We start from the raw sequence: 19,014 nt of genomic DNA, 5'->3' as shown, positions 1-19,014 counted from the left end.
CGCCGTACGGCGGCCGTAGGCTGGGACCGTCAGCAAGATCGGGAGGGTTTGCGATGGAGTATGTCCGTCTGGGCTCGACGGGGATGAAGGTCTCGCGAGTGTGTCTGGGCATGATGAGCTACGGCGATCCGGACCGCTGGGGCGAGTGGGTGCTGGACGAGGCCGCGGCCGAGCCGATCGTCCGGCGGGCCGCCGAGGCCGGGGTCACGTTCTTCGACACCGCCGACGTCTACTCCGGCGGGGCCAGCGAGGAGGTCACCGGCCGGTTGCTGAGCCGCATCTTCCGGTCCCGGGACGACTACGTGCTGGCCACCAAGGTGTTCTTCCCCGTCGGCAGGGGAGTCAACGACCGGGGCCTGTCGCGCAAGCACATCATGGCCGGCATCGACGCCTCGCTGCGCCGTCTGGGAGTCGAGCACGTGGATCTGTACCAGATCCACCGCTGGGACGACGAGACGCCGATCGAGGAGACCATGGCCGCGCTGCACGAGGTCGTGCAGGCGGGCAAGGCCCGCTACCTGGGCGCCTCCAGCATGGCGGCCTGGCAGTTCGCCAAGGCCCAGCACGTGGCCGAGCGCAACGGCTGGACGAAGTTCGTGTCCATGCAGAACCACTACAACCTGCTCTACCGCGAGGAGGAGCGGGAGATGAACCCGCTCTGCCGGGACCAGGGGGTGGGGATCATCCCGTGGAGCCCGCTGGCCCGGGGTCTGCTCGCCCGCGCCGGATCGGAGGAGACCACCGTCCGCGCCGGGAGCGACGCGCGCATCGAGGCGCTCTACACCGACGCCGACAACGACCGCCAGATCCTCGACCGGGTCGCGCAGGTGGCCCGCGAGCGCGAGGCTCCCGCGGCCCAGGTGGCGCTGGCGTGGCTGCTCCACCAGCCGGGGGTGACCGCCCCGATCGTGGGCGCGACCAAGGACCGGCACGTGGACGACGCCGTCGCCGCGGTGGACCTGGCGCTGACGGAGAAGGAGGTCGCGTTCCTCGCCGAGCCGTACCGCCCCCGCCCGATCAGCCACTGACGGACCGGGCTCCGGACCCCCGCGTACGGGGGCCGGCCGGGCGGAAAGCCGGCCGGCCCCGTGCCCGGGGCCGTTTATTCCGTTTTATTCCGTTGAGACGGCCGTACGGAGGGTCGTAGGCTCAGCGGAGATTGCTCCCGCCGGGCGGCCTGCCCGGCCGATCACGAGAAGGCGATGCCATGGTTACCCCCCGGCCATACCGGGGCGGATGACGGAGCGGCCGTCGCGGCGCGCGTGAACGCGCCGGTTCGTCGGTGCGACAGCCCTTCGTCGGCGTGCGCGGACGCGTCCGTCCGTCAGGGCGGCAGCCGTTCGCCGGCGTGTGCGAACGCGCCCGCTCGCCTGCGCGCGTGAACGCGCCGCTCTCCTGTGCCCCGGTTCGTTGAGATCTCTTTCTCGCCCGCGCGGCGCAGGTTCGCCGCGCACACGATCTGGAGCACACGAAGTGTCACATGACTCCCTGTCCGCGTGGTACGCGGACTTCTTCACCGAGCTGCCCAACGCCTTCTGGCGGGCGGCCGTACCCGAGGCGGCGACCGCGGCCGAGGTCGCCTTCATCACCCGCCTGGCCGGGCTCCGTCCGGGGTCCCGGGTGCTGGACGTGGCCTGCGGCAGCGGCAGGCACGCCCTCGGACTCGCCCGGCTCGGACACCGGGTCACCGGCCTGGACGTGTCGGCCGAGGCCATCGCGTACGCCCGCGACGTCGCCGTCCGCGAAGGGCTCGACGTCGATCTGCGCGTGGGCGACATGCGGGAGCCGCCCGCTGACGTCCGGGCCGAGGCGGCGATCTGCATGGGCAACGCCTTCGGCTACCTGGAGCACGCCGGCACGCAGGCGTTCCTGTCCGATCTCGCCGGGATCGTCGTTCCGGGAGGCGCCCTGGTCCTGGACTACGCGTTCGTGGCCGAGTCGCTGCTGCCGAACCTGGCCCTCGAGGAACCGCCGATGACGTTCGGCGGGGTGGAGGCGGTCTCGGTCAACGAGTACGACGTCGTCAACAGCCGCTGGCTGACCTCGTTCACCTTCCGCCGGGGCGCGCAGGAGCACCGCGGGACGTCCGTGCAGCACGTCTACACGGCGGCCGAGGTCGTCCGGCTGGTCACCGAGGCCGGGTTCACCGGCGCCGAGCTGTACGGCGACGCCGACGGCGCGCCCTTCCGGTTCGGCAGCCCCCGGCTGCTGCTGGTGGCGCGGCGGCCGTAGCCCCCCGGCCGGCTCTCCCGGGCACCGCGGCCGGTTGCCCGGCGTCGCGCCCGGTCGCCCGGTGTCGCGCCCGGTCGCCCGGCACCGCGGTCGGCCCTCCCGATACGGCCGGGGATCCCGGAGCCGATCTTCTCGGTCCGGGGTCCCCGGTCGCGGAGGCGCGGGATCCGCGGTCAGGCCGCGAGCAGCCGGGGGACGCGGCGGGCCAGGGCCACCGCGGGACCCACCAGGGGCGGACCGGCGACGAGCAGGGCGATCACCCGGGAGTCGAGCTCCATGCGGTCCACGACGGCCCGCCGCCCGGCCTCGCCGTCCGCCTCCAGCAGTCCGAGGGCGTTGCGCCAGACCTGCTCCCGCCACTGGGCGACCACCGCCAGCGCCTGGCCGCCGGTCAGGCCGCCGAGCGGACCGGTGAACAGCGGGGAGAGCGGGCATCCGTACCGCTCGGCGAGCAGTCTCATGACCCGGGGCATGGCGGTCTCCAGGATCGGGTTCACCGCGTCGTAGTCGCGCTTGAACACGCCCATGAGCGCCGGGTCGCGCTCCGGGGCGAGCTCGCCGATCACTTCGGCGACGCCGAGGGCCAGGTCGAAGTTGATGTGGGCGCTGATGCCGAGCCCGGCGTGCTGGATCGCGGCCACGCCGGGCCTGCCCACCTGGGCGTAGGCGATGGACCAGGCGGCGCAGTCCTGCGGCAGGCCGGACAGGGACCAGGAGAGCGTCTCCAGGTAGCGCGCGGCGAACCGGCCGGCCAGCCGGGACATGAACTCGGGCTCCGCGAAGAGGCCGGTGGACATTCCGGCGACCACCCCTTCGGTGATCACCGCGTAGACGTCGGGGAAGATCGCCCGCGCGTCTCCTTCCTCGCGGAGCGCGCCCGACACCTCCCGCAGGGCCGCCAGGACGCCCTCGGGGCCGTCCGGCGTGCGGGGACAGACAAGATTCACGGCATGAGCCGGGGTTTCCATGAGAAGAGGCATGCGGGAATCCTGCTGACGACAGGATGCTTCCGCAGCGTCGCCGTACACACTCTCCGCGAGTAAAAAGACGCGGAGGTACGGCCGGGCGGGCGGTTCCCGCTCAGGACACCGGCGCGGTCACCCGCTCGTCCCAGGAGATCCGGTAGTCGTGCATCCAGCCCAGGGCGTTCTTCTTCTCCACCCACTTCATGATCGTCGGCAGCACGAGGTCGCGGCGGAAGGCGCCCACGGGTCCGGGGGCCTTGCCGCTGCCGTTGCGCCTGCCCTGGGCCACGATCCGTTCCACCCGCTCGCGGCGCAGCCGCTCGTAGGCGGTGAACGCGTCGCGGACGCCGGGGACGTCGCGCAGGCACTTGGCCAGCACCACCGCGTCCTCGATCGCCATGGAGGCGCCCTGCCCGGAGGAGGGCGAGGTGGCGTGCGCGGCGTCGCCCACGATCACCATCCGTTCGTTGGACCACGTCGGCACGGTCGGGAAGTCGTAGGTGTTCCAGCCGGGCGGGATGTGCTCGGTGGCGGCGATGATGTCGAGCATCGGCCCGGTGTCGCCGGCGAACAGCTCCCTCAGCCTGGCACGCCACTGCTCGGAGGTGATCGCCGCGAGCTCTTCCCGGGTCGGCTCCTTGCGGCTGGGCGGGTTGGCGAACCACCACACCTCCCCGTCCGGGTGGATCAGATAGCCGAAGAAGCACTTCCGGCCGAAGATGAAGTGGAACGTGCCGGGCTCGCCCGGAACCGCGACACCGCGCGCGAAGCCCCCGGTGTTGAGCAGGCCGACGTGCCGGGCGCGGGGCGCGGCGGGGTCGATGATCGTGCGGGTGCGCGAGCGCAGCCCGTCGGCGCCGATCAGCAGGTCGCCCTCGGCGGCGCCCCCGCCGGCGAAGACCGCGCGCACGCCGTCCCGGGTGATCGAGGCGTCGTCGAGGCGCTTGCCGTAGTGGAACCGCACGCCGCGCCGTACGGCCTCGTCACGGAGCGCCAGGTAGAGGTCGGCGCGCTTGATCGTGCGGCCGGGCTGCCGGACGGAGGCCAGCCGCCTGCCGCGGCCGTTGCCGATCTCCATGCGCGGCGTGTCCGTACCCAGGTCGCGGATCAGGTCGTGCAGGCCGAGGACGCGCAGCGCCTCCAGCCCGTTGACCGCGAGCGTGAGGAAGACGCCGACGCCGTCGGAGCCGTGGTCGTAGGCCTCGAAGACCTCGCCGTCGATGCCCGCGCGCTGCAGGGCCATGGCGGTCACCGGACCGGCGATGCCCCCGCCGATGATCAGAGCTTTCTTGGTCATGCAATAACTATACATATTATGACTAGGGGCGGGCAAGACCTACCATGAGCTCCATGTCGACGAGGCGTTCTCCCCTGGCCATGGCCCTGCTCTCCCTGGTCGCCGAGGAGCCCATGCACGCCTACCGGATGCAGCAGCTGATCAAGGAGCGGCACAAGGACGACGTGGTCAACGTCGCGCAGCGCAACAGCGTCTACCAGACGATCGAGCGGCTGCTCCGCGACGGGCTCGTCGCGGTCCGCGAGACCTCGCGCGAGGAGAACCGCCCCGAGCGGACCGTCTACGAGCTCACCGACACGGGCCGCGAGACGCTCAAGCAGTGGATGCGGACGATGTTGTCCACCCCCGCCCGGGAGTTCCCCGAGTTCCCCGCGGCCCTCGCCTTCCTGCCGGTGCTGAAGCCCGGCGAGGTCCTCGCGGCGCTCAAGGAACGCCTGACCTCCCTCGAGGCCACGCTGACGACGCTGGACGGCGAGCTGGCCGAGGGCCGGGCGTTCCTGCCTGCGGTCTTCCTCGTGGAGGTCGAGTACCAGCGGGCCGTGCTGGAGGCGGAGCTCGGCTACGTGCGGGGACTCGTCGACGACCTGCATGCGGGCCGGGTCACCTGGGACTTCTCCCTCTGAGGCGTCCGCCGCCCTCTCCGGCGTCCGGACCGGGATCTGGATGGGGCGCGGCGCCGGGCCGTACAGTCGGCTGGTGGATCCTCGTGACCGGGCGGTAGAGCTCTTCCATCGGGTGGCGGCCTCGGTGCCCGCCTACGGCGCGTTCCTCGCCGAGCACGGCGTGGACCCCCAGCAGGTCCTGACATATCAGGATTTCGTACGGCTCCCGCTGACGTCCAAGGACACCTACATCCGCCGCTTCCCCCTCCCCGAGCTCTGCCGGGACGGCGTGATCGGCGACATGATCGCGGTGTCGTCCGGCTCGACCGGGACACCGTCGTTCTGGGCCCGGTCGGCGGCGGACGAGCGGGTGATCGCCGACCGCTTCGAGGAGGTCTTCCGGGACGCCTTCGCCGCCCGCGGGCGCCGCACCCTGGCCGTGGTCTGCTTCGCGCTCGGCACCTGGGTGGGCGGGCTGTTCACCATCGCCTGCTGCCGCCACCTGGCCGAACGCGGCTATCCCCTCACGGTGGTCGCCCCCGGCAGCGACAGGCGGGAGATCCTGCGGGTGATCCCGGAGCTCGCCCCGCACTTCGACCAGGTGGTGCTGCTCGGCTACCCGCCGTTCCTCAAGGACGTGATCGACGCCGGCGTCGCCGCGGGCGTCCCGTGGGGGGACTACGCGGTCAAGCTGGTGACCGCCGGGGAGGTCTTCAGCGAGGAGTGGCGGACCCTGGTCGCCGAACGCGCCGGGATGACCGCCCCGGCCCTGGACACCGCCTCCCTGTACGGCACCGCCGACGCGGGCGTCCTCGGCAACGAGACCCCGCTCTCCATCGAGATCCGCCGCTTCCTCGCCACCCGCCCCGAGGTCGCCGGGGAACTGTTCGGATCCTCCCGCCTGCCCACCCTCGTCCAGTACGACCCGGACGTCCGCTTCTTCGAGGAGCACGACGGCACCCTGCTGTTCACCGGCGACAACGGCATCCCGCTGATCCGCTACCACATCGCCGACGAGGGCGGGCTGACGCCGTACGACCGGATGCTCGCCCTCCTGCGCGAGCACGGCTTCCACCCCTCCGCCACCGGCCCGGACCGCCCCTTCGCCCACGTCTTCGGCCGCAGCCACTTCACGGTGTCCTACTACGGCGCCAACGTCTATCCCGAGAACGTCTCTGTCGGCTTGGAACAGCCGGAGGTCAGCGCCTTCGTCACCGGCAAGTTCGTGCTGGAGGTCGTCGAGGACGAACGGCGCGACCGGCGCCTGGCCGTCACCGTCGAACTGGCCCCCGGCGTCACCCCCTCCGGCAAGATCGCCCAAGCCGCCGGGGAGTCGATCCTGACCCAGCTGCTCCGCCTCAACAGCGAGTTCGCCGCCTACGTCCCACCACACCGCCAGACCCCCGACATCCGCCTCCGGGAAACCGGCGACCCCGACTACTTCCCCCCCGGCGCCAAACACCGCTACACCCGCGGCTGACGCCCGGCCGGTCAGTTCTGCGGTTCGCAGGGATTGACCACGGACACGTCCGTTCCCGCGAGGTCCTTCGCGTTCCTGCTGCCCAGGGTCCACCCGTGCACTCTGGCCGTCGCCGCGATCAGCCCGTCCATCGTCGGCAGGGGGAGGACGGCGTTCATCCGTCCCCATTCCTCCGCGACCTCCGGCGTGACGGGGAGGTCCCGGTTGCGGGGGAACTCGACGTCGTCATCCCAGTCGGGGTCGTCCAGGAGGAAACGCCCGAAGTCAGGAGTCTCCCCCTTGAGGCGGCGATACTCGGCGATGTCGATGACCACGGCCACCTCCTCCCCGTGCCGGGTGACCACCTGAGGGCCTTCGCTCACCGCTCGCCGTACGACCTCACTGAAGCGTTGTTTCGCCTCCTGCACCTGCCAGTCACCCATGAGCGCCCCCTGTCCAGTCTGTCTAGACCGAGAGTAGATCGATACAAGATCATGGGCAGCCGTACGACGGCGTCGGTCTCCGGTCGGGGTTCAGCACTCTGAAAGTGGCTCCCGGGGAGCGCAGGGTGATATAGCTGAATGCGGTGCGATTCCAAGGTGCGGCGGTGACAGCCCGCCGGTTCCGTCGGCTGCGGCGGGACGACCCGGTGCGATTCCGGGGCCACGCGGTGACACCCCGCCACCTCTCGGGCCGGTCGTCGGCCCCTGGTTCCTTCGTGCGGTGAGGGACGACCTCCCGCTGTCGAGAGGTGGTGTCGGTTGTTCACAGGACACATCGATGAGCTCGGTACGGTGGCCGCCGTCGATCAGGCCCGGATCGCGATCAGGGCTCCCCGGGCCGCCGCGGGCGCACCGGGTTCGGTCTGCGTCAACGGGGTGGGGCTCACCGTCGTACGGCTCGAGCAGGACGCGGAGGTGCTGGAGGCCAGGCTCTCCGCCGAGACCCGCCGCCGGTCGACCCTCGACCGGATCCAGCCCGGCACCCGGGTCAACGTGGAAGCCCCCCTGGCGCTGGGCGACCCGCTCACCGGTCACCTGGTCCAGGGCGACGTGGAAGCCGTGGGCAAGGTCGTACGGGTCGACGACGAGGCGACCATGCGGCGCCTGTGGATCAAGCCGCCCGAGCGTTTCCTGCCGTCGATCGTCGCCAAGGGCCACATCGCGGTCGACGGCGTCAGCCTGACCGTCGCCGAGGTGGCCCGCGACCGGTTCGCGGTGGCGCTGGTCCCCCTGACCCTGCGGGCCACCACGCTGTCCCGGCTGTCGGCCGGCGACCGGGTGAACCTGGAGTCCAATCTGGTCACCCGCCTGGCGCGGCGCTGGCCGTCCGACCCGGAACGCGCGGTGACCGAGGTGGTGGCGGCGCTGCCGTGGGCCGGGCGGCTCTCGGGCGGGAACGGCGTGCAGAAGGCGGTGGCGCAGCTCGCGGCCGGAGGGGCCGTGGTGCTCTGGGATCCCGACCGGGAGGGCGAGGGGGACGTGATCTTCGCCGGGGCGCGGATGCGCCCGGAGGCGTTCGCCTTCCTGCTCACCCAGGTGTGCGGCCATTCGACGGTGCCGTGCGCGCCCGAGGTCCTCGACCGTCTGGAGATCGGCCCCGTCCCCGGACCCGGTGATCGGCACGGCACCCGCCCGCACGTCCCGGTGGACCTGGCCACCGGGACCGGGACGGGGGTGTCGGCGGCCGAGCGGGCCGCGACCGTGCGCCGCCTGGCCTGCCCGGACGCCCGGCCGGACGACTTCCTGCGGCCCGGGCACGTCTTCCCGCTCGCCGCGCGCCCCGGAGGGCTGGCCGAACGCCCGGGCCACACCGAGGCCACGGTCGCGCTGTGCGTGGCGGCCGGACTGCCACCGGTCGGGGTGTGCTGCGAGGTGATGAATCCCGACGGGACCATGGCCAGGTCGGCCGAGCTGGAGATCGCCGCCCTGCGGTGGGGTCTGCCCCTGCTCGACATGGCCGACCTCGTCAAGCACCTCTGACGACGGCTGGGGACCCCTGAGCCGTTCTCACCGGTCTTCTCGGTCCGGCTGCTCAATCCACGTCGACGTCGTCGAGGTGGCGGAGGAGACGCGAGAGGACGCGGACGCAGGCGGCGATCTCGGTCTCGGTGAGGTCGCCGCCGATCTGGCGCAGCACCGCGCGCTCCCGGTCGATCACGGCGCCGATGGCGGTCCGGCCCTCCCCGGTCAGCCGGATGAGCGAGGACCTCTTGTGCGCCGGGTTGGGCACGGACTCGACCAGGCGGCGCGCGGCCGCGTCATTGATCATGCGCTGCACGAACTGGCGGCTCAGCGCCTGGGCCCGGCCCATCTGGGGGACGGTCATGGGCCCGTGCTCACGTAGCAGGTTGAGGACGGCCCGCACCCCCACCGACAGCCCCTCGATGGGGGCGTCCTGTTCCACCTTGCGCTGAGCCCGCCGGTACAGCGGTCCCACCAGGTCGAACACCTCGATGAGCCGGTCGGCCGGTTCGTCGGATGCCGGATCGCGGCGTGCCTCACTCATCCCACCATGATGACACCCAGGTTGCCATCTTCCTTCAAAAATGACACCTTAGTTGTCATGAATGAGTTGTTCCGGATCGACACCGGCAGCGGCCGTCCCCTCGTCCTGCTCCACGGCGGCTTCCTGGACCACGGCATGTGGGACGACCAGATCCCCGCCTTCGCCGCGCGGTACCGCGTCATCGCGCCCGACGCCCGCGGGCACGGCCGCTCCGCCAACGCCGCGGAGCCGTACCGGCTCACCGACGACCTCGCCGCGCTCCTGCGCCACCTGGACACCGGCCCCGCGACCCTGGTGGGAGTCTCCATGGGGGCCTCCGTCGCGGTCGACACCGCGCTGGAGCACCCGCAGCTCGTCAGCGCCGTGGTCGTCAGCGGCGCCGGGACCGGCGAACCGTACTTCACCGACCCCTGGACCACCCGGACCTGGGCCGCGTGGAACGCGGCGATGGCCGCCGGCGATCTGGACGCCTCGGTCGAATGGCTGACCCTCTTCGCCGCGGGCCCGCACCGCGCCCTCGACGAGCTCGATCCCGAGATCGTGGACCGGTTGCGCCGGATGGCCCGGGGCACCATGTCCAAGCACGCCAAAGACGAACCCAACCGGCTCATCCCGGTACGGGACACCTGGGAACGCGCCGCCGGGATCACCGTCCCCGTGCTGGCCGTCAACGGCGCTCTCGACTCCCCCGACCACATCGGCATGGCCGAGCGCCTCATCCGCACCGTCGCCGACGGCCGCGCGATCTCGATCGACGGGACCGCCCACTACCCCAACATGGAGCGCCCGGACGTCTTCAACGAGATCCTCGAGGACTTCCTCCGCACGACGCGAACCCCGTGATCACCGAGCACGGCCGACGGCGGCGTCGGGGACGCCCGCGGGCGCTTCCCGCGGCGTGACCCCGGACCGGGACGCCGCGGCGGGCCGGTCCGGGCCGTACGCGCCGGAGGAGGACCGCTCACTTCGCCCGGCGCTGGCTAGGATCGGCTCAGATGAGCCCGGCCCCGCGGAGGGGGGATGGTGAGCCAGCACACGCATCCGGACGGCCGCCCGCGTTCCCTCGCGGCGGCCGCGGCCGCGCTGTCCCGTCTGGGCCGCCTGCGCGACCTGCCGGTCGTCCTGATGCTGGTGTGGGCGGGATGGCTGGCCGTCCCGTGGCCGGTCGGCGGCCCCGGCCAGACGCGCGAGGCGTCCGTCACCGCGGCCTCCGGAACCCCCGCGACGACCTCCGGAACGAGCGCCGACACCCCGGCCAGGATGATCACCGGGACGGCCGTCACGGACGTTCAGAGCGCGCCCGGCGTTCAGGAGCTGATCGCCGCGGAGCGGACGCGCATCGCCGCCGAGGTCCACGACGTCGCCGGACACGGGCTGGCGGCCATCGCCATGCAGGCCGGGGTCGCCCTGCTGATGCTCGACGAGGATCCCGGACGGGTCCGCGAGTCGCTGGAGGCGATCCGCTCGACCAGCACCCAGGCGCTCGACCGGCTCCGCTCCGCGCTCGACCTCATCGACCCCACGCCTTCTGATCACGACCTGTCCCGGCTGATCGGCGGGGTGCGCGCGGCGGGGCTGGCCGTCGACGTCGAACCGGCGGAGCCGGTCATCCCCGCGCACCTGGAGGGCACGGTCTACCGGGTCGTGCGCGAGTCGCTGACCAACGTCCTGCGGCATGCCGGTCCGGCCAGGGCGGTGGTACGGCTCGCCGGCCGTCCGGGCGAGTTCGTCGTGGAGGTCGCCGACCGGGGAGGCGGGGCTCCGGCAGACGCCTTCTCCCCCGGCGCCGGCTTCACGACCGGCGCTTCCGGCACGACCGGCGCTTCCGGCACGGCCGGCGGCCGGGGGCTGGCCGGGATGCGGGCCCGGGTGACCGGGGCGGGCGGGGTGTTCACCGCAGGCCCGGACCGGGACGGCGGTTTCCGCGTCGTGGCCCGCTTCCCCGTGGACACCGCATGATCCCCGGCACGAGCCCGTCCCCCGACACGAGCCCCGCTCCCCGGCCCGCCCCGATCCGGGTGGCGGTGGCCGACGACCAGGCCATCGTGCGCATGGGTCTGCGGGCGCTCATCGACCGCGAGCCGGACCTGGAGTTCACCGGCGAGGCCGCGGACGGCGCCGCGGCGCTCCGCCTGCTGCGCGACACCCGTCCCGACGTCCTCCTGCTCGACATCCGCATGGACGGCATGGACGGCATCGACGCGCTGCGGGCCGTCACCGCCGATCCCGCGCTCGCCGCCACCCGGGTGATCATGGTGACCACCTTCGAGGTCGACCGGTACGTCTTCGCCGCCCTCCAGGCCGGGGCCAGCGGGTTCATCCTCAAGGACAGCGCCCCCGAGGAGCTCGCCCGCGCGATCAGGGTCGCCGCCTCGGGCGAGGCGTTGCTCTCCCCCTCCGTCACCAGGAAGGTCATCGGCCTGTTCGGCCGGCACGACGTCACGCCGGTCGAAGGTCTGGACACCCTCACGCCCAGGGAGCGCGAGATGGTCGCCTGGGTCGCCACCGGCCGGTCGAACGGCGAGATCGCCGCGGAGCTGTCCATCAGCCCCGACACGGTCCGCACCCACGTCAGCCGGGCCATGGTCAAGCTGCACGCCCGTGACCGGGCGCAGCTGGTCGTCTTCGCGGTCAGGTCCGGGCTGACGATCCCCTGAGGCCGGACGATCCCTTGAAGCCGGACGGTTCCCTGAGGCCGGACGGTTCCCTGAGGAGGCCGCCGTAGGCGTGCTCCCCGGCCTGCGCCTCGATCCGCTTCACCGTGTCCAGCCCCACCCCGACCATGATGAGGAGGATCGTCCCGCCGAAGGGGAAGTTCTGCTGCGTCGCCGGGTCGCGCAGGATCACGAACGCGATGATCGGGATCAGCGACAACGCGCCGAGATAGGCCGCCCCGGGCGCGGTGAGTCGCGAGAGCACGTACCGCAGGTACTCCGCGGTGGGCCGCCCGGGCCGGATGCCGGGCACGAACCCGCCGTACCGCCTCATGGCGTCGGCCACCTCCGCCGGGTCGAAGGTGATCGACACGTAGAAGTAGGTGAAGGCCATGATCAGCAGCACGTAGACCGTCATGTGGACGGGGTGGTCGCCCGAGACGAGGTAGCGCTGGATCCACGCCGCGACCGGCCCGCTCCCGCCCGTCAGCTCCGCCGCCAGCTGCGGCAGGACCAGCAGCGACGAGGCGAGGATGACGGGGACGACCCCGGCCTGGTTGACCTTCAGCGGGAGGTAGGTCGAGGTCCCGCCGTGCGCCTTGCGCCCGGCCGTCCTGCGGGCGTAGTGGACCGGGACGCGCCGCTGCGCCTGCTCGACGAAGACCACCGCCGCCACCAGGAAGACCCCGGCGGCCAGCATCGCCGCCAGCGCGAACGGGCTGCGCGTGAAGACGCCCGACAGGTAGGAGGGGAACACCGCGACCACCTGGGCGAAGATCAGGATGGACATGCCGCTCCCGATCCCCCGCTCGGTGATCAGCTCCCCCAGTCGCATGACCAGGCAGGCCCCCGCCACCAGGGTGATCACGATCACCGTGACCGCCGGCAGGCCCTGGCCGTACAGCAGTTGCCGGTCGCAGGTGGGGAAGATCCGTCCGGCGCGGGCCAGCGACACGACCGTGGTGGCGTGGAGCACGGCCAGGCCCACCGTCAGGCATCTCGTGTACTGCGTGATCTTCGCCTGCCCCCGCTGCCCCTCCTTCTTGAGCGCCTCCAGCCGGGGGACCACCACGGCCAGCATCTGGATCATGATGCTGGCGGTGATGTACGGCATGACCCCGAGGGCGAACACCGACAGCTTCAGCATCGCCCCGCCGCTGAACAGCTGGAGCATGTCGACGAGCCCGGTGCGGGCCCCGCCCAGGCACTGCCGCACCGCGGCCACGTTCACCCCGGGCGCGGGCAGGACCTGCCCGAACCGGAACAGCACGATCACCGCCAGCGTGAAGAGCAGTTTCCTGCGGAGGTCGGGCACGCGGAAGGCGCGGGCGAGCGTGGTGAGCATGCACCGAGTCTGGCCGCGCGGCCCCGGGCCGCAATCCGCTCTCCGGAGGCTTCGCCGTACGCAGATCCGCGTACCCCGCGCGGCGGAGCCTCCCCGTGATACCGGCCCGGTCAGAACGCGGCGGCCACCTCGCGGGCGCGGGTCAGGGCCCGCTTGCGCTCCAGGTCGGCGTCGCCGGTCACCGTCGGGTGGTAGCGGATGTCGGCGATGTCGGTGATCCCGGCCCAGCGGAGCCAGCCGTCGAAGAACGGCGACTGGAAGTCGTCGCCGAAGCCGGGCGGCAGGCCGGGGGCCCAGACCGCGCTGGTGTAGACGACGGCGGCCTTCTTGCCCTTCAGCAGCGGGATGTAGCCGGCCTCCGGGTCGAAGCCGAAGACCATGCCGGGCTGGCTGACGACGTCGATGAACTGCTTGAGGACGTACGGCACGCCGGAGTTCCACATCGGGACGCTGAACAGGTAGCGGTCGTAGGCGTCGAAGCGCTCGAACGTCCTGACCGCCGCGGCCCACGCCTCCCCCTCGGGGGCCGCGCCGCCGAACACGGCCATCTTGGCCGCGGCCGCCTCGGGGCCGAAGGCGGGCAGCGTGCCGTCCCACAGGTCGAAGTGGTCGATCTCGGCGCCGGGGTTGGCGCGCCGGTAGGCGTCGAGGAACTCTCCGGCGATCGCCAGCGACTCCGAGGCGGAGCTCCGCGGCGAGGCGGAGATGTGCAGCAGTCTCATGGTCCGTCCTCCGAACGGTGATCCAGACATTAATCGGACCGCAGTCCGTTTCACGGACACGAAGATACGGACTGCGGTCCGCTTAGTCAAGGCCGGTGCGCGAGGGGCCCGGAAGCGGCCGGGGAAACGTCGGTGCGATCTTCTAGGCTGGGCTCATGGCGAGAGCGAATGACGGTGTGGCGGCGGCTCTGGAGGAATACGCCGAGCTGTTCGCGATGACGGGCGGCGACGCGTTCCGGGTCCGGAGCTATCAGAAGGCGGCCAAGGCCATCGCGGGCTTCCCCGAGGACATCGCGTCCGTGCCGGTGCGGAGCGTGCCCGGGGTCGGCGAGGCGATCGCCAAGAAAGTCGAGGAATACCTCGGCAGGGGCAGCTTCCGGCAGCTCGACGACCTGCGCGGGAAGGTCCCCGAGGGGGTGCGGAGGCTGACCCGGGTGCCCTCCCTCGGCCCGAAGAAGGCGGTCCTCCTCTTCCAGGAGCTCGGCATCGACTCGCCCGAGGCCCTCGCCGAGGCGATCAAGGCGGGCGGGCTCAAGGGCGTCAAGGGCTTCGGCGCCAAGACGGAGGAGAACCTGCTGCGGGGCATCGAGCAGATGGAGCGGGCCAACACCAGGGTGCACACCGGCGTCGCGATGGGCCTGGCCGAGCGGATCATCGCCTCACTGGAGGACCGGGCCGAGCGCATCGCCTACGCCGGGTCGCTGCGCCGGATGAGAGACACCGTGGGCGACATCGACATCCTGGCGGTGGCCCCCGAGACGCTGATGGAGGTCTTCAAGGCGCAGCCGTACGTCGCGGAGGTCATCGCCTCCGGCGGGAAGAAGACCTCGATCCGCACCCCGGAGGGCGTCCAGGTGGACCTGCGGCTGGTCCCGGCCGAGTCGTGGGGCGCCGGGCTCCAGTACTTCACCGGCTCCCAGGCGCACAACGTGCACCTGCGCGAGATCGTCGTGAAGAAGGGCTGGAAGCTCTCCGAGTACGGCCTCTTCGACGGCGAGCGGGTGATCGCGGCCGGGTCGGAGGAGGAGATCTACCGCGCCCTCGGCATGGACTGGGTCCCCCCGGCGCTCCGCGAGGACGGCGGGGAGATCCAGGCCGCACTCAAGGGCGGGCTGCCCGCGCTGGTCACCGTGGACGACCTCAAGGGCGACCTGCACACCCACACCGACCTGACCGACGGCATCGCCTCGCTGGAGGACATGGTCGCCGCCGCCCACGCGCGCGGCCACTCCTACTACGCGGTGACCGATCACGCGCCCGACCTGGCCATGCACCGGATGACCCTGGAGAAAGCACTGACGCAGCGGGAGCAGATTCGCCAACTTCAGGGTAAATACCCGGATATGCGGATCCTGCACGGCAGCGAGCTCAACATCGGTCCCGACGGGTCGGTCGACTGGCCCGCCGAGATCCTGTCGGGCTTCGACGTGTGCGTCGCCAGCATCCACTCGCACTTCGGCCAGCCGCGCGAGGAGATGACCCGGCGTCTCATCGCCGCCTGCGAGAACCCGCACGTCCACGTCATCGGCCACCCCACCACCCGCCTGATCGGCAAGCGCCCCCAGGTGGACGCCGACTGGGACGCGGTCTTCCGCGCCGCGGCCCGGACCGGCACCGCGATGGAGATCGACTCCTTCCCCGACCGCGCCGACCTCCCCGCCGATCTCGTACGGCTGGCGCGCCACCACGGCGTGCGCTTCTCCATCGACAGCGACGCCCACGCGGTCCCCCACCTGGCCAACCAGCGCTTCGGCGTCGGCACGGCCCAGCGGGGCTGGCTGACCCCGGAGGACGTGATCAACACCTGGCCGCTGGATCGGCTGCTCGGCTTCCTGAACGGCTGAGGCGGCTCTCCCCACCCCCCAAGTTTCATGCTTTCCTAGTAGGGAATACATGAGAACGGAAAGGATGGTGGCTCATGCCGCACAGGAAGCCCTCCGGCACGGTGGCCGTCCCGCGGCGGACGGCCACCCCGGGCGAGACCGACCGGACGAGAACGACCGGTCCCGGCGGAACGGCCGCGGGCCGGGCCACGGGGACGACGGCGGAGACGGCCCCGCCCGGGATCGTCAAGCCGCTGCCGCGGGAGCTGTTCGTCGCGCACGGCACCAACGCCGAGACGCGCTGGGAGGCCATGCGCGGCGTCGGCTACCACGTGCCCGAAGACCGCTTCTTCGTGCGCGACCACACCTCGACGCCGATCATCGACGCGGCGACCTGGCGGCTGGAGCTGCACGGCTCCGGCCTGCGCGCGCCCCGCAGCTTCGGCTACGAGGAGCTGCTGGCGCTCCCGGCGGTGACCCGGGACGTGATGATCGAGTGCGCGGGCAACGGCAGGAGCTTCTTCCTGACCCAGCAGCACCAGGAGGTCTCCGGCACCCCGTGGCGGCTCGGCGGGGTCGGGGTGGCCCGCTGGCGCGGGGTGCCGCTGGCCACCGTGCTGGAGCGGGCCGGGCTGCTGCCCGGGGCCGTCGACGTGATGCCGCGCGGTCTCGACGCGGCCTACGTCGCCGACGGCGTCGACCACGGGCGGGTACGGCGGCCGATCCCGATCGCCAAGGCGCTCGACGACGTGATCCTCGCCTACGAGATGAACGGCCGCCCGCTCCCGCCCGACCACGGGCACCCGGTCCGCCTGGTCGTCCCGGGCTGGATCGGCCTGGCCTCGATCAAGTGGGTGGGCGACATCGAGGTCTCCGCCTCCCCGCTGTCCTCGCCGTGGACCACCGAGTTCTACCGGATGTTCGGCGAGGGCCGCCCATCGGGCGGCGGCGCCCCGCTGACCGTCCGGGAGGGCATCCGGAGCGCCTTCGAGCTGCCTTGGGAGGCCGGGCTGGCGGCCGGACGCCCGCACCTGCTGCACGGACGGTCGTGGTCGGGCCACGGCCGGATCACGGGCGTCGAGGTGAGCTTCGACTCGGGCGCCACCTGGCACCGGGCCCAGCTGCACGGGTCCCGCGTCGTCTCCGCCTGGACCCGGTGGCACATCTCCTGGAACCCCCGGAGCTCTCGGAACCCGGGGCAGAGCGGCCCGCACACCCTCATGGCCCGGGCCCGCGACGAGGCCGGAACGGTCCAGCCGATGGAGACCCCGCACAACGAACTCGGCTATCTCTTCGACGCCGTCGTCCGCCATCCCGTCACGGTGATAAATGTCTGACGGAAGCGCCCGTCATCACATCGATATCGCCTTTCCGCGCGCGGGGGAATTTCCCACCCGGAGAGGCATCATTCTCCTGATCAGGCAGGATAAATTACCGAAATAGACGTTCGAGAACGCTTATTTCATCTGAAATACTCCTTCGGTCGCTCCGCGGAAACATCGGGGAAACGAACCGGGGCGATGATGCCGGTGACCCGTTCCGACTCTTTTCCGCAGGAGGTTCAGACGATGCGCCAGCTGACTCCGCTCGACGCGCAGTTCCTTCACGCCGAATCGGCGACCACCGCCGCCCACGTCGCGGGGGTGGCGATCCTGGAACCGGCCTGCGCTTCCACGGGCGGGGTCACGCGGGAGGCCCTGATCGGACTGCTCCGCCGGCGGCTGCACCTGACCCCCGCCCTGCGCATGCGCCTGTCGGACGTGCCCTTCGGCCTCGACCATCCGTACTGGACGGAGGATTCCGCCTTCGACGTCGCCGACCACGTGCACGAGACGGTCCTGCCGATGCCGGGAGACGAGTCCCAGCTCGCCGAGGCGGTCGCCCGCATCCACGAGCGGCGCCTGGACCGCCGCCGCCCGCTCTGGGAGATGCACCTGATCCACGGCCTGACCGGCGGCAGGACCGCGCTCTACGCCAAGGTCCACCACTGCGCCGTCGACGGCGTGTCGGGCGCCGAGACCCTGGCCGCGCTGCTCGACCTCACTCCCGAGCCGCGCGAGGTCGAGCCGCCCGCGGAGCGCCCGCCGACCGCCGCCCCCGGGCTCGTCAGGATGCTCGCCGGGGCCGTCACCCGGTCGGTGACCCATCCGGCGCGGCTGCTGCGCTCCCTCGGCCGGACCGTGACCGACCTCGACGTGGTCCCGGTGATCGCCACGCTGCCCGGCGTCCGGATGATGGCCGCCGCGACCCGCAGGCTCGCGGGCGGGCGGGACCTGCCTGCGCCGCCCTCGTTGTCGGCCCCGCGCACCCCGTTCAACGGCCGCATCAGCGCCCGGCGGCGCTTCTCCTACGGCTCGATCCCCCTGGCCGACGTCAAACGGGTGGCGAGGGCCTTCGAGATCAGCGTCAACGACGTGGTCATGGCGCTGTGCGCGTCGGCGCTGCGCTCCTGGCTGCGCGAGCGCGACGCGCTGCCGGACCGGCCGCTGATCGCCGCGGTCCCGGTCGCGGTCCGTACGGCGAGCGCCCGGGAGACGGTGGGCAACCAGCTCTCCGCCATGATCACCCCGATGCCGACGGACGTCGCCTGCCCCCTGGAGCGCCTGCGGATCGCGGGCGAGACGATGCGCGCCGCCAAGCGGCGGTTCGCGCGCTCCCCCACGGCCTGGCCGAACGAGCTGTCGTCCATGGTGCCCCCGGCGGTGACCGCGCTGGCCACCCCCGTCATCTTCCGGCTCGCCTCGATGGCGCCGCCCCCGGTCAACCTGCTCGTCTCCAACGTGCCCGGACCGCAGTTCCCCCTGTATCTGTGCGGGGCCCGGCTGCTGGCCTACTACCCGGTCTCGGTGCTGACCGACGTGAGCGGCGGGGTCAACATCACCTGCTTCTCCTACGACGGCTCGCTGGACTTCGGCATCATCTCCTGCCCGGAGCGGGTGGAGGACGCCTGGCGGCTGATGGGCCACGTCCAGGAGGCGATGGACGAACTGCTGGCCCTCGCGGGACCGGCCGGGGAGCCCGGTCCGCGCCCCGCCGGACGGGCCGAGCCGCGTCCGAGGGCCGGGGCCCCGGTCCTCGCCTGAGGGAGGGTTCCCGGTCCCGGCCGCGGGTCGGGGATCCGTCGCACCGCGTCGGACGGGCCGCGGCCCGTCATCCCGTCGATCCGGCCAGAGGCCCTGCCGACGCGTGGATGCGCCGAGCCGTCGTCTTGAGCGCCCGGCTTCCGTGCTGCGCCTGCACGACGTCCGCGTCACCGAATCGCAGGCTCTCGCCCTGCTGAACGCCCGCGGCGCCCTCAGCACGCTCATCGCCACACTGCGCGAGATCGGCTGACCGGACCCGCGGGGCTTCAGCCGGTCGGGCAGAGCCCGAACCAGCTCAGCCTGGCCACCGCCGCGGGCACCGAC

Annotated in this window: 18 protein-coding genes; 12 read left to right on the top strand and 6 right to left on the bottom strand. The window is 72.2% G+C overall.

Annotation, left to right across the window (positions count from 1 at the left end; all coding sequences use genetic code 11):
* Positions 1 to 53 precede the first annotated feature (53 nt).
* Complete coding sequence (locus Plo01_RS32515; RefSeq protein ID WP_203894578.1) at positions 54 to 1,028, top strand: aldo/keto reductase; 975 nt, start codon at positions 54 to 56, stop codon at positions 1,026 to 1,028.
* A gap of 445 nt (positions 1,029 to 1,473) precedes the next feature.
* On the top strand, positions 1,474 to 2,232 hold the full coding sequence (locus tag Plo01_RS32510) for an SAM-dependent methyltransferase (RefSeq protein ID WP_203894577.1): 759 nt from the start codon (positions 1,474 to 1,476) through the stop codon (positions 2,230 to 2,232).
* 173 nt (positions 2,233 to 2,405) lie between these two features.
* Here Plo01_RS32510 and Plo01_RS32505 read toward each other — a convergent pair whose 3' ends face one another.
* A complete protein-coding gene (locus tag Plo01_RS32505) occupies positions 2,406 to 3,179 on the bottom strand; it encodes a DUF5995 family protein (protein WP_203894576.1) in 774 nt (257 codons plus the stop codon).
* A gap of 133 nt (positions 3,180 to 3,312) precedes the next feature.
* Complete coding sequence (locus tag Plo01_RS32500; RefSeq protein ID WP_203894575.1) at positions 3,313 to 4,494, bottom strand: FAD-dependent oxidoreductase; 1,182 nt, start codon at positions 4,492 to 4,494, stop codon at positions 3,313 to 3,315.
* Between the two features lie 53 nt (positions 4,495 to 4,547).
* Between Plo01_RS32500 and Plo01_RS32495 the strand changes: the two genes are divergently transcribed.
* Positions 4,548 to 5,117, top strand: coding sequence for a PadR family transcriptional regulator (locus tag Plo01_RS32495; protein ID WP_239317500.1), 570 nt, complete (start codon positions 4,548 to 4,550; stop codon positions 5,115 to 5,117).
* A gap of 73 nt (positions 5,118 to 5,190) precedes the next feature.
* Positions 5,191 to 6,576, top strand: a complete 1,386-nt coding sequence (locus tag Plo01_RS32490; protein ID WP_239317498.1) for a phenylacetate--CoA ligase family protein — start codon at positions 5,191 to 5,193, stop codon at positions 6,574 to 6,576.
* 11 nt (positions 6,577 to 6,587) lie between these two features.
* Here Plo01_RS32490 and Plo01_RS32485 read toward each other — a convergent pair whose 3' ends face one another.
* Positions 6,588 to 6,998, bottom strand: coding sequence for a type II toxin-antitoxin system prevent-host-death family antitoxin (locus Plo01_RS32485; protein ID WP_203894573.1), 411 nt, complete (start codon positions 6,996 to 6,998; stop codon positions 6,588 to 6,590).
* 318 nt (positions 6,999 to 7,316) lie between these two features.
* On the opposite strand from Plo01_RS32485, the gene Plo01_RS32480 reads away from it, so the two are divergent.
* The gene (locus Plo01_RS32480) at positions 7,317 to 8,537 is read left to right on the top strand and encodes a riboflavin synthase (RefSeq protein WP_203894572.1); all 1,221 of its coding nucleotides are present in this window, start codon (positions 7,317 to 7,319) and stop codon (positions 8,535 to 8,537) included.
* A gap of 52 nt (positions 8,538 to 8,589) precedes the next feature.
* Here the strand turns inward: Plo01_RS32480 and Plo01_RS32475 are convergent, their stop codons facing one another.
* Positions 8,590 to 9,063: a MarR family winged helix-turn-helix transcriptional regulator gene (locus tag Plo01_RS32475; protein WP_203894571.1), complete on the bottom strand. Its 474-nt coding sequence runs from the start codon at positions 9,061 to 9,063 to the stop codon at positions 8,590 to 8,592.
* Between the two features lie 57 nt (positions 9,064 to 9,120).
* On the opposite strand from Plo01_RS32475, the gene Plo01_RS32470 reads away from it, so the two are divergent.
* From Plo01_RS32470 to Plo01_RS32460, 3 genes are all read left to right on the top strand, one after another.
* The gene (locus Plo01_RS32470; protein ID WP_203894570.1) at positions 9,121 to 9,906 is read left to right on the top strand and encodes an alpha/beta fold hydrolase; all 786 of its coding nucleotides are present in this window, start codon (positions 9,121 to 9,123) and stop codon (positions 9,904 to 9,906) included.
* A 177-nt stretch (positions 9,907 to 10,083) separates the two neighbouring features.
* Positions 10,084 to 11,022 (top strand): sensor histidine kinase, encoded by a 939-nt coding sequence (locus tag Plo01_RS32465; protein WP_203894569.1) that lies wholly within the window; start codon positions 10,084 to 10,086, stop codon positions 11,020 to 11,022.
* Positions 11,019 to 11,720, top strand: a complete 702-nt coding sequence (locus Plo01_RS32460) for a response regulator (RefSeq protein WP_203894568.1) — start codon at positions 11,019 to 11,021, stop codon at positions 11,718 to 11,720. The genes Plo01_RS32465 and Plo01_RS32460 overlap by 4 nt, the downstream gene beginning before the upstream one ends.
* Here Plo01_RS32460 and secY read toward each other — a convergent pair.
* Positions 11,695 to 13,062 (bottom strand): preprotein translocase subunit SecY, encoded by a 1,368-nt coding sequence (gene secY, locus Plo01_RS32455; protein WP_203894567.1) that lies wholly within the window; start codon positions 13,060 to 13,062, stop codon positions 11,695 to 11,697. The two genes, Plo01_RS32460 and secY, sit on opposite strands and share 26 nt — an antisense overlap.
* 110 nt (positions 13,063 to 13,172) lie before the next feature.
* On the bottom strand, positions 13,173 to 13,784 hold the full coding sequence (locus Plo01_RS32450) for an FMN-dependent NADH-azoreductase (RefSeq protein WP_203894566.1): 612 nt from the start codon (positions 13,782 to 13,784) through the stop codon (positions 13,173 to 13,175).
* Positions 13,785 to 13,939: 155 nt separating this feature from the next.
* Between Plo01_RS32450 and polX the strand changes: the two genes are divergently transcribed.
* The 4 genes from polX (at position 13,940) to Plo01_RS32430 (ending at position 18,940) form a co-directional block, all read left to right on the top strand.
* Entirely contained in the window at positions 13,940 to 15,628 is a 1,689-nt protein-coding gene (polX, locus tag Plo01_RS32445; RefSeq protein WP_203894565.1) for a DNA polymerase/3'-5' exonuclease PolX, read from the top strand.
* Between the two features lie 74 nt (positions 15,629 to 15,702).
* A complete protein-coding gene (locus Plo01_RS32440) occupies positions 15,703 to 16,944 on the top strand; it encodes a sulfite oxidase (RefSeq protein WP_203894564.1) in 1,242 nt (413 codons plus the stop codon).
* Positions 16,945 to 17,175: 231 nt separating this feature from the next.
* A complete protein-coding gene (locus Plo01_RS32435; protein WP_203894563.1) occupies positions 17,176 to 18,690 on the top strand; it encodes a WS/DGAT/MGAT family O-acyltransferase in 1,515 nt (504 codons plus the stop codon).
* Between the two features lie 103 nt (positions 18,691 to 18,793).
* Complete coding sequence (locus tag Plo01_RS32430) at positions 18,794 to 18,940, top strand: hypothetical protein (protein ID WP_203894562.1); 147 nt, start codon at positions 18,794 to 18,796, stop codon at positions 18,938 to 18,940.
* Positions 18,941 to 19,014: the final 74 nt, after the last annotated feature.

It is taken from the genome of Planobispora longispora (assembly GCF_016863135.1).
GTDB classification, from domain to species: Bacteria; Actinomycetota; Actinomycetes; order Streptosporangiales; family Streptosporangiaceae; genus Planobispora; species Planobispora longispora.
This window is presented reverse-complemented; position numbering and strand designations above follow the sequence as displayed.

Bases quoted from the DNA above. Each gene is read 5' to 3' on its own strand.
- Plo01_RS32515 (WP_203894578.1), top strand. From the start codon at position 54: ATGGAGTATGTCCGTCTGGGCTCGACGGGGATGAAGGTCTCGCGAGTG.
- Plo01_RS32500 (WP_203894575.1), bottom strand. From the start codon at position 4,494: ATGACCAAGAAAGCTCTGATCATCGGCGGGGGCATCGCCGGTCCGGTG.
- Plo01_RS32495 (WP_239317500.1), top strand. From the start codon at position 4,548: ATGTCGACGAGGCGTTCTCCCCTGGCCATGGCCCTGCTCTCCCTGGTC.
- Plo01_RS32485 (WP_203894573.1), bottom strand. From the start codon at position 6,998: ATGGGTGACTGGCAGGTGCAGGAGGCGAAACAACGCTTCAGTGAGGTC.
- Plo01_RS32475 (WP_203894571.1), bottom strand. From the start codon at position 9,063: ATGAGTGAGGCACGCCGCGATCCGGCATCCGACGAACCGGCCGACCGG.
- Plo01_RS32470 (WP_203894570.1), top strand. From the start codon at position 9,121: ATGAATGAGTTGTTCCGGATCGACACCGGCAGCGGCCGTCCCCTCGTC.
- Plo01_RS32465 (WP_203894569.1), top strand. From the start codon at position 10,084: ATGGTGAGCCAGCACACGCATCCGGACGGCCGCCCGCGTTCCCTCGCG.
- Plo01_RS32460 (WP_203894568.1), top strand. From the start codon at position 11,019: ATGATCCCCGGCACGAGCCCGTCCCCCGACACGAGCCCCGCTCCCCGG.
- secY (WP_203894567.1), bottom strand. From the start codon at position 13,062: ATGCTCACCACGCTCGCCCGCGCCTTCCGCGTGCCCGACCTCCGCAGG.
- Plo01_RS32450 (WP_203894566.1), bottom strand. From the start codon at position 13,784: ATGAGACTGCTGCACATCTCCGCCTCGCCGCGGAGCTCCGCCTCGGAG.
- polX (WP_203894565.1), top strand. From the start codon at position 13,940: ATGGCGAGAGCGAATGACGGTGTGGCGGCGGCTCTGGAGGAATACGCC.
- Plo01_RS32440 (WP_203894564.1), top strand. From the start codon at position 15,703: ATGCCGCACAGGAAGCCCTCCGGCACGGTGGCCGTCCCGCGGCGGACG.
- Plo01_RS32435 (WP_203894563.1), top strand. From the start codon at position 17,176: ATGCGCCAGCTGACTCCGCTCGACGCGCAGTTCCTTCACGCCGAATCG.